Annotated in this window: 12 protein-coding genes and 1 riboswitch; of the genes, 8 read left to right on the forward strand and 4 right to left on the reverse strand. The window is 63.5% G+C overall.

Annotated features, from left to right (window positions below; genetic code table 11):
• The first annotated feature begins 11 nt into the window (after nucleotides 1-11).
• Both AC6H0N_RS05180 and AC6H0N_RS05185 read left to right on the forward strand, forming a co-directional pair.
• Nucleotides 12-1,976: a TonB-dependent receptor domain-containing protein gene (locus AC6H0N_RS05180; RefSeq protein ID WP_497572996.1), complete on the forward strand. Its 1,965-nt coding sequence runs from the start codon at nucleotides 12-14 to the stop codon at nucleotides 1,974-1,976.
• Nucleotides 1,977-2,301: 325 nt separating this feature from the next.
• Nucleotides 2,302-2,395: riboswitch (glycine riboswitch) on the forward strand.
• 160 nt (nucleotides 2,396-2,555) lie between these two features.
• Nucleotides 2,556-3,824 (forward strand): D-amino acid dehydrogenase, encoded by a 1,269-nt coding sequence (locus AC6H0N_RS05185; protein ID WP_497572997.1) that lies wholly within the window; start codon nucleotides 2,556-2,558, stop codon nucleotides 3,822-3,824.
• 24 nt (nucleotides 3,825-3,848) lie between these two features.
• Here the strand turns inward: AC6H0N_RS05185 and AC6H0N_RS05190 are convergent, their stop codons facing one another.
• The 4 genes from AC6H0N_RS05190 to dnaA all read right to left on the reverse strand — a co-directional run bounded on the left by AC6H0N_RS05190 (nucleotide 3,849) and on the right by dnaA (nucleotide 10,164).
• Nucleotides 3,849-4,727, reverse strand: coding sequence for a DMT family transporter (locus tag AC6H0N_RS05190; RefSeq protein ID WP_497572998.1), 879 nt, complete (start codon nucleotides 4,725-4,727; stop codon nucleotides 3,849-3,851).
• Nucleotides 4,728-4,970: 243 nt separating this feature from the next.
• On the reverse strand, nucleotides 4,971-7,454 hold the full coding sequence (gyrB, locus tag AC6H0N_RS05195; protein WP_497572999.1) for a DNA topoisomerase (ATP-hydrolyzing) subunit B: 2,484 nt from the start codon (nucleotides 7,452-7,454) through the stop codon (nucleotides 4,971-4,973).
• A gap of 136 nt (nucleotides 7,455-7,590) precedes the next feature.
• Nucleotides 7,591-8,697 carry a DNA polymerase III subunit beta gene (gene dnaN, locus AC6H0N_RS05200; RefSeq protein WP_497573000.1) on the reverse strand — a complete coding sequence of 369 codons (1,107 nt, stop codon included), beginning with the start codon at nucleotides 8,695-8,697 and terminating at the stop codon, nucleotides 7,591-7,593.
• Nucleotides 8,698-8,766: 69 nt separating this feature from the next.
• A complete protein-coding gene (gene dnaA / locus AC6H0N_RS05205; protein ID WP_497573001.1) occupies nucleotides 8,767-10,164 on the reverse strand; it encodes a chromosomal replication initiator protein DnaA in 1,398 nt (465 codons plus the stop codon).
• A gap of 286 nt (nucleotides 10,165-10,450) precedes the next feature.
• Between dnaA and rpmH the strand changes: the two genes are divergently transcribed.
• The 6 genes from rpmH to AC6H0N_RS05235 are packed head-to-tail and all read left to right on the forward strand — an operon-like array spanning nucleotide 10,451 to nucleotide 15,075.
• Nucleotides 10,451-10,585, forward strand: coding sequence for a 50S ribosomal protein L34 (rpmH, locus tag AC6H0N_RS05210; protein WP_002926183.1), 135 nt, complete (start codon nucleotides 10,451-10,453; stop codon nucleotides 10,583-10,585).
• Nucleotide 10,586: 1 nt separating this feature from the next.
• Nucleotides 10,587-10,946, forward strand: a complete 360-nt coding sequence (gene rnpA / locus AC6H0N_RS05215) for a ribonuclease P protein component (protein ID WP_497573002.1) — start codon at nucleotides 10,587-10,589, stop codon at nucleotides 10,944-10,946.
• Complete coding sequence (gene yidD, locus AC6H0N_RS05220; protein WP_497573246.1) at nucleotides 10,946-11,176, forward strand: membrane protein insertion efficiency factor YidD; 231 nt, start codon at nucleotides 10,946-10,948, stop codon at nucleotides 11,174-11,176. Before rnpA ends, yidD begins: the two co-directional genes overlap by 1 nt.
• Before the next feature lie 5 nt (nucleotides 11,177-11,181).
• The gene (gene yidC, locus AC6H0N_RS05225; protein ID WP_497573003.1) at nucleotides 11,182-12,861 is read left to right on the forward strand and encodes a membrane protein insertase YidC; all 1,680 of its coding nucleotides are present in this window, start codon (nucleotides 11,182-11,184) and stop codon (nucleotides 12,859-12,861) included.
• A 40-nt stretch (nucleotides 12,862-12,901) separates the two neighbouring features.
• Entirely contained in the window at nucleotides 12,902-14,272 is a 1,371-nt protein-coding gene (gene mnmE, locus AC6H0N_RS05230; protein WP_497573004.1) for a tRNA uridine-5-carboxymethylaminomethyl(34) synthesis GTPase MnmE, read from the forward strand.
• Nucleotides 14,273-14,304: 32 nt separating this feature from the next.
• Nucleotides 14,305-15,075, forward strand: coding sequence for a sulfite exporter TauE/SafE family protein (locus AC6H0N_RS05235; RefSeq protein ID WP_497573005.1), 771 nt, complete (start codon nucleotides 14,305-14,307; stop codon nucleotides 15,073-15,075).
• Nucleotides 15,076-15,092: the final 17 nt, after the last annotated feature.

Below are 15,092 nucleotides of genomic sequence, written 5' to 3' on the forward strand. Positions count from 1 at the left end.
CCATGCACGCAATGTTCTCCCCCCGTCCGCTGGTCGTCGCGCTGGCGCTGGCCGGACTCAGTCCGGTGTCGTTGGCCCTGGCGGCCGAAACTAGCGAGGATCCGGTTCAGCTTGCACCGGTGGAAGTCGTTGCCGAGAGCGGACGCAACGTTGTCGGCGTGGTTCAGGCCGAGGAGATCGAGCGCTATCAGGCAACCGATCTGGAAGACGTGTTCTCCGGTCAGCCGGAAGTGTCGGTCGGTGGCGGGCACGGCATTGCGCAGAAGGTGTACGTGCGCGGCGTCGAGGACACACTATTCAACGTCAGCATCGACGGCGCCATGCAGGCCGGTCAGGTGTTTCACCACACTGGCCGCATCAGCATCGAGCCCGAGCTGATCAAGCGCGTGGCGGTGCAGTCCGGCGCCGGCGATGCGCTGGCCGGGCCGGGGGCGCTGGGCGGCGTGGTGCGTTTCGTGACCAAGGACCCGCTCGACATGCTGCGCCCCGATGAGCGCGTCGGCGCGCTGCTCAAGGCCACGTACTTCAGCAATGGCGAGGGCTTCAAACTCAGTTCGAACGTGTTCGGCCGGCTCGGTGAGCGCTGGTCGGCAATGGTCTCGGCCACCCATCAGGACCGCAACGACTACAAGGATGGTGACGGTGACACTGTGCCGACCACGCGTGCGCGCCAGGATCTGGGCTTTCTGAAACTGGTCGGCCAGCTCACTGATGACCAGACGCTGCGCGTGAGCTACGAGCGACGTGACGACCGCGGCGTGCGCACGCATCGCCCGCAATGGGTGCCGAGCAGTTTCAACCGCGCCTACCCGCTGGAGAGCGTGCGTGAAACTTGGACGGCCAATTACACGTGGCGCCCGGTCGACAACGATCTGGTGGACCTCGAAGCCACGCTGTACCACACCGATATCTCGCTTGAGCAGGACGTCTTTGACCGTTGGGGTCTCTACAACGGCGCGGTCAAATCGGTCGGTTTCGACGTGCGCAACACCAGCCGCATCGGCGCTCACCACCTGACCTACGGCATCGACCACCGGCGTGACCGCGTTACCGCCGGCCCGGGCAGCGATCCGTCCGAGATGAAGGAGAAAGGCACGGTCACCGGCCTGTACGTGCAGGACAGCATCGACCTCAGCTCGCGCTTGAATCTCGGGCTGGGCGTGCGCTACGACCGTTACAAGCTGGACGATGCGTCGGACCAGAACTTCTCCGACAGCGGCTTCAGCCCCAACGTCAATCTGAGCTTTGCGGCCACGCCCGAACTCACCCTGTATGCAGGCCACACCCGCGCGTTGCGTGGCGTCGAGATCCGCGATGCGTTCAAGCTCGACGGGGCCACCAATGATCCGGATCTCGACTCCGAAAAGGCGCGCAGCACCGAGATCGGGCTGGACTTCCAACGCGGTCGCTTGAGCATGGGCGCCAAGGTCTATCGAACCGTCATTGCCGACGCGATCTCCGACCCCATCGGCAGCCCCTCGCTCTACGTCAATGTCGGCGACGTGCGCTCACGCGGCATTGTGCTCAACGCCGCCTACACCTGGACGCAGCTGGCCATAGGCGCCAGCTTGCACCACAACGATTCGCGCCTGAACGGCGAGCGTCTCAATGTGTATGAGCACAATGGTCTGGGCGCGAGCATCGGCGACAGCCTGACGCTGCATGCCGACTACACGGCCATGGCGGGCTTGCAGTTCGGCTGGCAGGGGCGTTTCGTGCGCGGTCTGGACGGCCTGCGCACCAGCGTCGGCAAGGTCGACAAGCCGGGCTACGCGGTACATGACGTATATGCCCGCTGGAGCCCCGCCAATCTGCGCGATCTGAGCCTGTCACTGACGATCAAGAACCTGCTCGACAAGGATTACCTCGACCACGCCACCAACGAAGACTTCCAGGGCATTCCGGGCTACGCCGGCATCGTCGGCTCGAAGGAAGCCGGCCGCGAGCTGAGGATCAGCGTGGCGTACCGCTTCTGAGTGGTGTCGTGCCTGGCCGGAGGCTCGCAGCGCTGCGAGCCCACCGGAGTTCGCAGTGCTCGCACAGGATCGCTCCGGCATGCTGCCGCGGGCGTTCCAGGCGACGGTAGCAATGTGCGCAGACGCTTTGCATGACCTGTCTCGTTTCCTGTTTGTCTGGTCACGAATCTCGCACTGCCGGGTTACAGGGAAATTAAGCCGGATCAGCTGTGGTGGCGGAGTTCAGGGGTATCGAAGCGCTCCGCCGAGGCAATTGGCGGTCAGTACGGCTTTTGTTGTGCCGGCCGCAGGGTTAAAGTGGCTCCTGTAATCGCCGGCCTTGGCCGGGATTCGATCGGGAGAGACCGTCGCCATCAAGGCGCGGCGCCGAAGGAGCAACCGCCCCGGAAACTCTCAGGCAAAAGGACCGATCGGACCGATATCCATCTCTGAAGAGCTGCCGGGTTCGTCACCCGGCACACCGAAGGAGCAAGCGCCGCCTGCAAGGCCGGCGTGAATCTCTCAGGTACCGGACAGAGGGGGCGTGTTCAGCGCATGTTGCGCAGGCACCCCAACCCCCGACGTCTGGAGACCGTTCCAATGAAGACCATTGCTGTCATCGGTGGAGGCATCACCGGGGTGACGAGTGCTTACGCACTCGCCCGCAGAGGCTATTCCGTCACGCTGTTCGAGAAGCACCGCTACCCCGCCATGGAGACGTCGTTCGCCAACGGCGGCCAGCTCTCCGCATCCAATGCTGAAACCTGGACGCACTGGAGCACCGTGCTCAAGGGCCTCAAGTGGATGCTGCGGCGGGACGCGCCGTTGCTGGTGAGCCCGATGCCGTCCTGGCACAAGCTGTCGTGGTTCGCGCAGTTCATGGCGAGCATTCCGCGTTACCGCGACAACACCATTGAGACCGCGAGGCTGGCCGTGGCCGCACGTGAGCATCTCTTCGCCTGGGCCGAGGCCGAGGGCATCGAGTTTGATTGCGAGAAGCGCGGAATCCTGCATGTGTATCGCGACCGCGCCGGTTTTGAACACGCGGCGCAGGTCACGCGGCTGTTGGCAGAGGGCGGGCTGGAGCGCCGCGCGGTCACGCCCGAGGAGATGCGTGCCATCGAGCCGACGCTGGCTGGCAAGTATTACGGCGGGTTCTACACGGAGAGCGATTCCACTGGCGACATCCACAAGTTCACGGTGGGTCTGTCGGCGGCGCTAGACCGTATGGGCGTGCGCAGCATCTTTGGCCGTGACGTGCGTGCGCTGCACAGCGACGGCAACCGTGTCACGGTGACTGCCGCCTTCGAGGGCGATGAGGAGGTGCAGACCTTCGATGCGGTGGTGGTATGCGCGGGGGTGGCGAGTCGCGAGTTCGCACGCCAGCTGGGTGACCGCGTGAACGTTTATCCGGTGAAGGGTTACTCGATCACGGTGAATCTGACCGACGAGCGCAGCCAGCGTTGTGCGCCGTGGGTCAGCCTGCTCGACGATGACGCCAAGCTGGTCACCAGTCGCCTGGGTGAAGAGCGCTTCCGCGTGGCCGGCACGGCGGAGTTCAATGGCTTCAACAAGGACATTCGCGCCGATCGCATCCGGCCGCTGGTGGACTGGGTGAACCGTTGCTTCCCGGGCGTGAGTACGCGGCAGGTGGTGCCGTGGGCCGGGTTGCGGCCGATGATGCCCGACATGATGCCGCGCGTCGGTCGCGGCCGGCGTGCCAACGTGTTCTACAACACTGGCCATGGCCACCTGGGGTGGACGCTGTCGGCAGTCACGGCGGACATGGTCGGCGCCATCGTTGCTGATGTGGCCGATGCAGGGCGGGTCGTGCGGGGGGCGTCGCAGTTACGGCCAGACAACGCCTGACGCAGGAGGGGTCGGCACGGCGCTTCAGCGCCGTGCCGACAGCAGCGCCCCGATCGAGACCAGCGCCAGCCCGGTAATGGCCATCACCGTCAGCGGTTCATCGAGCAGCAGCCACGCACCGATGGCCGACGCACCTGGCACGATGGCCAGCGTCATCGAGGCACGGTACACGCCGATGGTCTGGCAGGCATAGGTGTACATCGACCCGGCGATGAGCGCTGCGATCACGCCCTGGTACACCGCCTGCAGCGCGATCTCGCCCATCGGTGCGGCCGCGATGTTCTTTGGCAGCCAAAGCAGATAGACCGGCATGTACACCACCAGCGACATGACCGCGATGCCGACGATGGCGCTGCGCGGCGGCACCTTCCAGTGTCGCGCGAGCATGCCGAACACCGCCCACACCAGCGCTCCGCTCAGGAACAGCAGGTCGCCGATCCACACGTCGGATGCGCTGACTTCGGTCAGGCTGCGCCAGGCAATCAGCAACAGCCCCGCCGCCGTCACCCCCAGCGCCAGCAGGATCGGCCGCGACACGTGAAAGCCCGACATCGCCGCGACGATCAGCACCGTCCAGAACGGAATTCCGCCATTGACGAAGACTCCGGCATGCGCCGTCGGCGCATACGAGAACCCGCAGTACACCAGCACCGAGTAGCCCACCCCGGCCAGCATCGCCAGCACGAAATAGCGCGGATACAGCGCTACCGGCACCATGCGCAGAAAGAACGGCAGCGCCAGCAGGCCCGACACGGCAAAGCGCAGCGCCGCGATGTCAAACGGTGTCAGCGCCCCGGTGGAGCCAACGCGCGACACGATGTTGAAGCCCGACCAGCACAACACCACGACGCCTGCCGCGAGCAGGCCCTTGGTGTGTTCGGAGAGGCCGGCAGGCGATGTCACGGTGTCTGTATCAAGGCGGGACACAAATGGCTCCGGGATACGGCGAAGGTTTCCGCGTCAAGCCGGGAAAGGCGGGCTTGTGGCGGGTGAACATGCATTCTGCACCACGCGACAGCGCTGCTTGCCTGAAAGCTGCTTGCGCAGGGCAGAGCGGAATTTGCCCGGAAGACGTGTGCTTGCGGAACGGACGCTGAAACAAAAAAACCCGGCCGTGGCCGGGTTTGATGTGGTGCCCAGTCGTTTTCAGACGTCGATGTTCTGCGCGTACACCGCATTGCTCTCGATGAAGGCACGGCGCGGTTCGACGTTGTCGCCCATGAGGGTGGTGAAGATTTCGTCGGCGGCGATGACGTCGTCGATCTGCACGCGCAGCAGGCGGCGCACTTCGGGATCCATGGTGGTTTCCCAGAGCTGCTCGGGGTTCATCTCGCCCAGACCCTTGTAGCGCTGCTTGGTGAGGTTGCGTTCGACCTCGGCCAGCAGCCAGCGGATGGCATCGGCGAAGCGGGTGACCGGCTGGCTCTTTTCGCCACGGCGGATTTCGGCGCCGGCGCCGATGAGGTCGGCGATGGATTCGGCGGCGGTGCGGATGCTGCGGTAGTCGCCCGACAGGAGGAAGCTCTCCTCGATGGAGGTGATGCGGCGGTTGCCGTGGTACATGCGCTCGATCGCCAAACGCCAGTTCTCGGACTCTTCGTCGTATTCGGCGAGGATGCGGATCTCGTCGGAGACGTGCGGCTGGATGGCCGCGGCCGAGGCGCGGGCGGCCTCTTCGCTCTCGAGGCTGACGGCGAGGTTGCGCGCGAGCATGGCGTGCAGCACGGCCGGATCGATGTAGGCGGCGAGGCGGTTGATGACGGCCTCGGCGAGCAGGAAGCTGCGGGCCAGCCCGGCCAGTGCTTCGTCGGCGATGGGATCGGCGCCGGTACGCGGCAGCAGCGAGGCGTTGTCGAGCGCCAGACGCAGCAGGTGCTGGTTGAGCTCGTTGTCGTCCTTGATGTAGTGCTCGGCCTTGCCGTGCTTGATCTTGTACAGCGGCGGCTGGGCGATGTAGATGTGGCCGCGCTCGACCAGCTCGGGCATCTGACGATAGAAGAAGGTCAGCAGCAGGGTGCGGATGTGGGCGCCGTCGACGTCGGCGTCGGTCATGATGATGATGCGGTGGTAGCGCAGCTTCTCGGGCTTGTAGTCGTCCTTGCCGATGCCGGTGCCGAGCGCGGTGATCAGCGTGGCGATTTCCTGACTCTGCAGCAGCTTGTCGAAGCGGGCCTTCTCGACGTTGAGGATCTTGCCCTTGAGCGGCAGGATGGCCTGGAATTTGCGGTCGCGGCCCTGCTTGGCGGAGCCGCCGGCGGAGTCACCCTCGACCAGGTAGATTTCGGACAGGGCCGGGTCTTTTTCCTGACAATCGGCAAGCTTGCCGGGCAGGCCGACACCGTCGAGCAGGCCCTTGCGGCGGGTCATCTCGCGCGCTTTGCGGGCGGCGTCACGGGCGCGCGCGGCCTCGACGATCTTGCCGCAGATGGTGCGGGCGTCGTTGGGGTTCTCGAGCAGGAATTCGCCGAGCTTGTTGGCCACCACTTCTTCGACGGCCGGCCGGGCTTCGGACGACACCAGCTTCATCTTGGTCTGACTGGCGAACTTGGGGTCGGGCATCTTGACCGACAGCACGCAGGCCAGGCCTTCGCGCATGTCGTCGCCGGTGATGTCGACCTTGGCCTTTTTGGCGATTTCGTTTTCTTCGATGTACTTGTTGATGATGCGCGTCATCGCCGCGCGCAGACCGGTGAGGTGGGTGCCGCCGTCGGCCTGCGGGATGTTGTTGGTGAAGCACAGCACCTGTTCGGCGTAGGAGTCGTTCCACTGCATGGCGACTTCGACGGTGAGTTCGGCGTCACCGGTCGGGGTCGGGATGCGCGTCGAGCCCTCGGCGTAGAAGATCGACGGGTGCAGGGTGCTTTTGGTCCGGTTGATGTACTCGACGAAGCCCTTTACGCCGCCGGCGAAGGCGAAGTTCTCTTCCTTGTTGTGGCGCTGGTCGACCAGGCGGATGGCCACGCCGTTGTTCAGGAAGGACAGTTCGCGCAGGCGCTTGGCGAGGATGTCGTAGTGGAACTCGATGTCGCCGAAGATCTCCTCGTCGGCGAGGAAGTGCACTTCGGTGCCGCGCTTGGTGGTTTCACCGACCACGCGCATCGGGCTGATCTCGACGCCATTGACGACCTCGATCACGCGATCCTGCGGCGCGCCACGGTTGAACTCGATGAGGTGCTTCTTGCCGTCGCGACGGATGGACAGGCGCAGCCACTTGGACAGCGCGTTGACGCACGACACGCCGACGCCGTGCAGGCCGCCCGAGACCTTGTAGCTGTTCTGGTTGAACTTGCCGCCGGCGTGCAGCACGCACATGACGATTTCGGCCGCCGAGCGCTTGGGCTCGTGCTTGTCGTCCATCTTGACGCCGACCGGGATGCCGCGGCCGTTATCGGTGACGGAGATGGAGTTGTCGGCGTGGATGGTGACGACGATGTCGTCGCAATGTCCGGCCAGCGCCTCGTCGATGGCGTTGTCGACCACTTCGAACACCATGTGGTGCAGACCGGTGCCGTCGGAGGTGTCCCCGATGTACATGCCGGGGCGCTTGCGCACGGCTTCCAGGCCTTCGAGCTGCTGGATGCTGGATTCGTCGTAGTCTTCGTTGATCGGGCGATTCTGGAATTCGGACATGGTTTTCCCGGGTAATTCGTAAAGAGCGGTATGACTCCCTCCCCTTCAAGGGGAGGGTCGGGGTGAGGATGGGTGAGACCGAAAATGCTTCACAACCCATCCCTACCTGGCCTCCCCTTGAGGGGGAGGAACCGTATCAAATGCGCATCGGCATCACGACGTACTTGAAGCTGTCGTCGCCGGGCAGCGTCAGCAGCGCGCTGGAGTTGCCGTCGTTGAAACGCCACTCGATGGTGTCGTGCGAAACATTGCCGAGCACGTCGAGCAGGTAGCTGACGTTGAAGCCGATATCGGCGCCTTCGCCATGGAAGTCGATCTCGACTTCTTCGACGGCCTCTTCCTGCTCGGTGTTGGAGCTGCTGATGCGCAGCACGCCATCATCGATCACCAGACGCACGCCGCGGAATTTCTCGTTGGTGAGAATGGCCACGCGTTGCAGCGCGGCAAGCAGCGGGGCGCGCTCGAAGATCACCAGCTTGGGGTGGTTCTGCGGGATCACGCGCTCGTAGTCGGGGAACTTGCCGTCAATCAGCTTGGACACCAGCTCGGTCGGGCCGAAGCGGAACTGGGCCTGGTTACCGGCGAGGACGACTTCGAGCAGGTCGTCGGTGTCGGCCAGCTGGCGTGCGAGCTCGGTGACGGTTTTGCGCGGCAGGATGACTTCGGTGCGCTCGATCGACGATTCGATGGGGCTGGAAGCGAACGCCAGGCGGTGGCCGTCGGTGGCGACCATGCGCAATTCGTTGCCGTCGACGATCAGCAGCAGGCCGTTGAGGTAGTAGCGGATGTCCTGCTGGGCCATCGAGTAGGCCACTTGCGCGAGCTGGCGCTTGAAGGCCTTCTGCGACACCGAGAAGCGCGCGCCGCCCTCTTCCGGCGGATTCATGCGCGGGTAGTCGGCCGCGGGCAGGGTCTGCAGCGCGAAGCGGCTCTTGCCGGCCTTCACGGTCAGGCGCTTGTCGTCGAGCGTGAGATTGACGTCGGAGCCGTCGGGCAGCGCGCGCAGGATGTCCTGCAGCTTGCGCGCCGAAACGGTGAGGTTGGCGTCTTCGCCGCCCAGATCGCCGGCAGTGGTGGTGCGAATCTGGATCTCGATGTCGGTGGCGAGCATGGTCAGCTGCTCACCGCGCTTCTCGATCAGCACGTTCGAAAGGATGGGCAGAGTGTGGCGCTTCTCGACAATGTTCGACACCGACTGGAGCGGGGCGAGGAGCGCGTCGCGGGTAGTGGTGAGCAGATGCATGGCGTCAGATTCGTCCGTCTTTGTTGTTGGTAATGCCGACCGCAGGCCGGGTGCGGGCGGTTGTTGCGCTCATCCCCGAAGGACCTGGGTCAGAACGTGTACGTCGTGATTCAACTGGGGGTCGCCAAGGCGCAGCTCGGTGATTGTGCGACAGGCATGTAACACGGTTGTGTGATCGCGCCCGCCGAAGGCCTCGCCGATCGCCGGCAGCGACATCGGGGTGAGCTCTTTGGCCAGCCACATCGCCACCTGACGCGGCCGCGCAATGACGCGGGTGCGCTTGCGCGAGTGCATGTCGGCGACCTTGATCTTGTAGAAGTCGGAAACCGTCTTCTGGATGTGCTCGATGGTGAGCTGGCGGTTGTGCGCGTTGAGCAGGTCTTTCAGCGCGGCCTTGGCCAGCTCCAGCGTGATCGGCTGGTTCTGGAAGTTGGCGTAGGCGACGACCTTGTTCAGCGCGCCTTCGAGCTCACGCACGTTGGAGCGCAGGTTCTTGGCAATCAGGAAGGCCACGTCGTCGCAGATCTGCGCGCGCAGGCCTTCGGCTTTCTTCTTCAGGATGGCGACGCGCATTTCCAGCTCGGGCGGCTCGATCTGCACCGTCAGACCCCAGTCAAAGCGCGAGATCAGGCGATCTTCCAGCCCCTGGATGTCCTTGGGGTAGGTGTCGCAGGTAATGACGATCTGCTTCTTGGCCTCGGTCAGCGCATTGAAGGCGTGGAAGAACTCTTCCTGCGTGCGCGTCTTGCGGTTGAAGAACTGGATGTCGTCGATGATCAGCAGGTCGAGCGAGCGGTAATACAGCTTGAACTGCTCGAAGCTCTGCTGCTGGTAGGCGCGCACCACGTCGGCGTAGTAGTCCTCGGCGTGCACGTAGCGGATCACCGCAGACGGATTGTTGCGATACACCGAGTTGCCGATGGCGTGCACCAGGTGGGTCTTGCCGAGGCCGACGCCACCGTAGATGAACAGCGGGTTGTAGCCGGTGCCCGGGTTCTCCGCGACCTGCATGGCAGCGGCGCGGGCCAGGTCGTTGGCGCGGCCGGTGACGAGGTTGTCGAAGCTGAAGTCGCCGTTCAGGCGCGTCTTGTCGTAGCCGGATTCGGCCACGCGGCGACGCGGCGCCTCGCTTGCGGGCGCGGCTGCTGCCGGCTCCGGTGCCACAACGGGAGCCTGTGCATTCCGGACAGGCGTGGTGGATGCGGCGCCGTTGGTAACGTTCGGAAGAACCAGCTGCAGATCGATCGGCTCGCCGTGAAACTCCTCGCCGAGCTCACCGATGCGGCGCAGGTAGCGCTCGCGAACCCACTGCAACACGAAGCGGTTGGGCGCGAACAGACGCAGCGAGGGTGTGTCGGTGGTATGGTCACCGTCTGCCTTGAGCGCCTTGATCCACGTGCTGAACTGCTGCGGTGGCAGTTCGCTCTCGAGGCGGGACAGGCAGAAGGACCAGAAATCTTGGGTCACGGATTTGTCGATGTGAGCTCGCGGTTCCATGCAAAGCGCGGGCGGATGGCGGGGCCATTAGGCTGCCATCGGATTTGCCACTACACGCCAGGCATGCTGGAAAAACCCCGATGCGGATGAGGCCGGCAAGACAATTGCATGGGGCCGGCGCGGCAACAGGGTACGACCCCCGGATTCTACCCCCGCAGCGCCTGACTTATCCACAGCACGGGCCAAAAAATGTGCTTGACAAACATGGTCCTATCGAATCAAATACCGCGTTTGACCCAAACCCGGCAGAACCAAAATGAAACGCACTTACCAGCCTTCCGTCGTCCGTCGCAAGCGCACCCATGGCTTTCTGGTCCGCATGAAGACCCGTGGTGGCCGCGCGGTGATCCGTGCCCGCCGCGCCAAGGGTCGTCACCGTCTCGCCGTCTGAGGTGATTGACACACCAGACGCCGGACAAGGTTTCCCCGGCGTCTGCAGATTGCGAAAAACGGATGAGTATTCATCCGTTTTTGCTTTTCGGCGAGCGCTCAAGGGGCGCTACCTGATGCTGCACTATCGGCCCAGTGACCTGCCGCACGCCCGTGTGGGCGTTGTTGTGGCGAAACGGCTGGCGAAGCGCGCCAATGTGCGTAACCTCGTCAAGCGCATCGTGCGGGAGCAGTTCCGCAAGCGGCGCGCGACGCTGCCGGCGGTTGATATCGTGATGCGCTTGTCGGCCCCCGTTGGGGGGGCTACGCGCAGCATGATCAACGAAGATGTGGTCCGTTTGCTGGAACGCCTGCCAAAATGATGACCCGGTTGCTGATCGGCCTCATTGCTGCGTACCGCTATTGCATCAGCCCGCTGCTCGGGAGCAATTGCCGTTTTTACCCGACCTGCTCCGAATATGCCCGCGAAGCCATAGAGACTCATGGCGCCCTGCGTGGCACGTGGATGACCGTGCGAAGGCTCGGTCGATGCCACCCCTTCCATTCGGGCGGGTATGATCCCGTCTCCAAACCTTCGCACAGCCAAGACTAAATCCGATGGATCAGCGCCGCCTCATAGCCTTTCTTGTTCTCTCCTTTGCCCTTGTCATGCTGTGGGACGCGTGGACGTCGGATCAGCGTCGCGACGCTGTGCCGGCAACGGTCGCCCAGCAGACCGCACCGGGTACCCCCGCCGCTTCGGACAACGGCGCGGTTCCGACGCCCACCGCTGATCTCGCCCAAGGCGTAGACCCGGCAGCCGTACCCGAGGCGACCGCAGCACCGGCATCGGCTGGTCAGCGTCGTATCACGGTCGAGACCGATATGGTCAAGGCCGAGATTTCGGCGCAAGGCGGCCAGATCGTGCGCATGGAGCTCAAGCGCCACGCGGCTACCGAAGACAAGACGCGCAACTTCGTACTCTTCGACGACGGCATGCGGCATACCTACTCGGCCCAGGGCGGCTTGATTGGTGAGGGCCTGCCCAACCACCGCACGATGTACGCCCTGCCCGACAGTGACCAGATCCTCGAAGAGGGCCAGGACAGCCTCGTGCTGCGTCTGAAAGCACTCGATGCGCAGGGCGTCGAAGTCACAAAGGTGCTGACCTTCCGGCGCGGAAGCTATGTCATCGACATGGAGTACGAGCTGGCCAACCGCAGTGATCGTCCCTTGTCGGCGCACGCGTACTTCCAGTTCGCGCGTGACGGCCGTGAAGCCGAGGCGGTCGAGGTGTTTGGTGTGAACACCTTTACGGGCCCGGCGGTGTACACGGAAGAGGCGAAGTTCCAGAAGGTCCAGTTCGAGGAAATCGACGAAGGCAAGGCCAAGTTCGTGCCGCGTGCGAGCAATGGCTGGTTGGCCATGGTGCAGCATTACTTCGTGGCCGCCTGGCTGCCGCTCGATGGTGCGCAGCGTGAAAACTACATGCGCAAGATCGGTCCGGACCAGTACACGGCCGGCGTGATCATGCCGGTGGCAGCGATTGCGCCGCAGGAGACCGCCAGTGTCGGGACCCGCCTTTACGCTGGCCCGCAGGAGCAGGATCATCTCGACGCGATCGCCGAAGGCCTCGGGCTCGTGGTGGACTACGGCTGGCTGACGGTGATCGCAGCGCCGCTGTTCTGGGTGCTGTCGTGGTTTCACGATCTGACCGGTAACTGGGGCTGGGCAATCATCCTGGTCACGGTGCTGATCAAGGCGGTGTTCTTCCCGCTGTCGGCGACCAGCTACAAGTCGATGGCCAAGATGCGCGTGCTGGCTCCGCGCATGCAGAAGATCAAGGAGCTGTACGGGCACGACAAGCCGCGCATGCAGCAGGAAGTCATGCAGATGTACCGCACCGAGAAGATCAACCCCTTGGGCGGCTGCCTGCCGATCCTGGTTCAGATTCCGGTGTTTATCGCGCTTTACTGGGTGCTGCTCGGCAGCGTCGAGATGCGCCATGCGCCGTGGCTGGGCTGGATCACCGACCTGTCGGCAATGGATCCGTACTACATCCTGCCGGTGCTGATGGGCGCTTCGATGTTCATCCAGATGAGGCTGAACCCGGCACCGCCGGATCCGATCCAGGCCAAGGTGATGATGGCGTTGCCGTTCGTCTTCACCATCATGTTCCTGTGGTTCCCGTCGGGCCTGGTGCTGTACTGGGTGGTCAACAACGTCCTGTCGATCGCGCAGCAATGGCAGATCACGCGCATGATCGAATCGCAGAAGAAGGCCGAAAAGCCGGTCTGATTGTGAGCGGCGCGCCTGGCGCGTCGTCTGACGGAGCGGGATGGTGACGGATACGCCCTACGTAAACGAACCTTCCCGCGACGGCGTTGAAACCATCGCCGCCATCGCCACGGCCGCCGGCCGTGGTGGCATCGGCGTAGTGCGGCTATCCGGTCGTAATCTGCTTCCTTTCGCTGAATCGCTTTGCGGCATCGTGCCTGAGCCACGCCGTGCGCGCTTTACGCGCTTTCTTGCCAGAGACGGCGCAGTGCTCGATGAGGGCTTGTTGCTGTATTTCCCGGCACCGCATTCCTTCACCGGCGAAGACGTGCTCGAGTTGCAGGGCCACGGGGGGCCGGTGGTCATGCGCATGCTGCTTTCCCGCTGTGTCGAGCTTGGCGCCCGGCTGGCTGAGCCAGGTGAGTTCTCGCGACGGGCCTTCCTCAACGGCCGTATGGACCTGGCCCAAGCCGAAGCGGTGGCGGACCTGATCGAGGCGTCGACGGAGCAGGCTGCGCGCTCTGCAGTGCGCTCGCTCGGGGGGGAGTTCTCCCGCCGCATCGAGGCCTTGCGAGACGAACTGATCGATCTCCGTATGCTCGTCGAAGCCACGCTCGATTTCCCCGAAGAAGAGATCGATTTTCTCGAACGCGCGCGTGCCTTCGAACGCCTCGAATCGATCGCCGAACATCTAGAGCGTGTGCTGCGCACTGCCCGTCAGGGTGCGTTGTTACGCGATGGCTTGCGTGTTGTGCTGGCGGGCAGGCCCAACGTCGGAAAATCGAGTCTGCTCAACGCGCTGGCCGGGGATGACCGAGCTATCGTCACCGATGTGGCAGGTACGACCCGTGATGTCTTGCGCGAGACCATTCAGGTTGAAGGCGTACCGCTGCATATCATCGACACGGCCGGTTTGCGCGACACGGATGACCCGGTCGAGCGCATTGGCGTCGCGCGCAGCTGGCAGGAGATCGCTAATGCGGACGTGCTTGTGCTGCTGAGCGACAGTGACGATGAGGCTAACAGCGCCGAGGCAGATACGCGCATACCCGCGTCAGTGCCACGGTTGCGGGTTATCAACAAGATCGATCTGTCAGGCCAGGATCCGCGGAGACAGTCGGTGGACGGCATATCGACGATCTGGCTGTCCGCGCGCAGCGGCGACGGCGTCGAGTTGTTCCGGTCTGAGTTGCTGTCGATCGCCGGATGGCAATCGTCGGGCGAAGATGTGTTCATCGCACGTGAGCGCCATATCGATGCTCTGCGTCGCGCTGCGAGTCACGTCGAAACTGCGCGTCATCAGGCGGCAGTGCTGGAGTTGTTTGCTGAGGAGCTACGTCTCGGACACGAGGCACTCGGGGAAATCACCGGTGAGTTCACCCCGGATGATTTGCTCGGCGTGATTTTTTCGCGGTTCTGCATTGGTAAATGAAGCGGTTTCACGTGAAACATCGGCGGTGAGTCGTGGATCTTGAAAACGTACTGGTGCTGATCGCGGTGGCGGCGTTCATGGCGGGCTTCGTCGACGCTGTGGTGGGAGGAGGTGGGCTTATCCAGATACCTGCGCTATTCACCGCGTTTCCATCAGCCAGCCCTGCAAGCCTGTTTGGCACAAACAAGATCGCCAGCATCGTGGGCACCAGCTGCGCAGCAGTTCAGTACTCGCGCCGCGTCAGCATTCCTTGGCGCATTGCATTACCCGGTGCGGCCGCTGCGTTGGTCGGGGCGTGGTTTGGGGCGCGTGCCGTTGCCTGGATGCCTGTCGAGCTTATGCGGCTGTTGGTGCTGCTGTTGCTGATCCTCGTCGCGGCTTACACCTTTGCACGAAAGGACTTTGGCACTGCGCAGAACAAGACCGCCATTGAGCGCCGCGATGTATTCATCACTGTTGCGATCGCTATGGGTGTCGGGTTCTACGATGGCTTCTTTGGGCCCGGAACCGGAAGTTTCTTCATCTTTCTGCTGGTTCGTTTTGTCGCGCTCGACTTCCTGCACGCATCGGCGACGGCCAAGATACTTAATGTGGCGACGAACTTCGCAGCCCTTTCGTTTTTCGCGAGCAGTGTTGATTTGCTGTGGCAGGCTGGGCTGGTGATGGCTATTTGCAATCTAGGCGGCGCGGTCGTAGGGTCCCGTTTGGCGTTACGTCATGGTGCGGGCTTCGTGCGTCGAATATTCCTGCTGGTTGTGGTCGTGTTGATTGCCAAGATGGCTTTTGATTTGATCTACGGCTGAACCCCAATTTATTGGTT

This window comes from Pseudazoarcus sp. NS34 (genome assembly GCF_059703725.1).

Excerpts from the sequence above, each read along its gene's own strand:
- AC6H0N_RS05180 (WP_497572996.1), top strand. The coding sequence starts at position 12 with ATGTTCTCCCCCCGTCCGCTGGTCGTCGCGCTGGCGCTGGCCGGACTC.
- AC6H0N_RS05185 (WP_497572997.1), top strand. The coding sequence starts at position 2,556 with ATGAAGACCATTGCTGTCATCGGTGGAGGCATCACCGGGGTGACGAGT.
- gyrB (WP_497572999.1), bottom strand. The coding sequence starts at position 7,454 with ATGTCCGAATTCCAGAATCGCCCGATCAACGAAGACTACGACGAATCC.
- dnaN (WP_497573000.1), bottom strand. The coding sequence starts at position 8,697 with ATGCATCTGCTCACCACTACCCGCGACGCGCTCCTCGCCCCGCTCCAG.
- rpmH (WP_002926183.1), top strand. The coding sequence starts at position 10,451 with ATGAAACGCACTTACCAGCCTTCCGTCGTCCGTCGCAAGCGCACCCAT.
- yidD (WP_497573246.1), top strand. The coding sequence starts at position 10,946 with ATGACCCGGTTGCTGATCGGCCTCATTGCTGCGTACCGCTATTGCATC.
- yidC (WP_497573003.1), top strand. The coding sequence starts at position 11,182 with ATGGATCAGCGCCGCCTCATAGCCTTTCTTGTTCTCTCCTTTGCCCTT.
- mnmE (WP_497573004.1), top strand. The coding sequence starts at position 12,902 with ATGGTGACGGATACGCCCTACGTAAACGAACCTTCCCGCGACGGCGTT.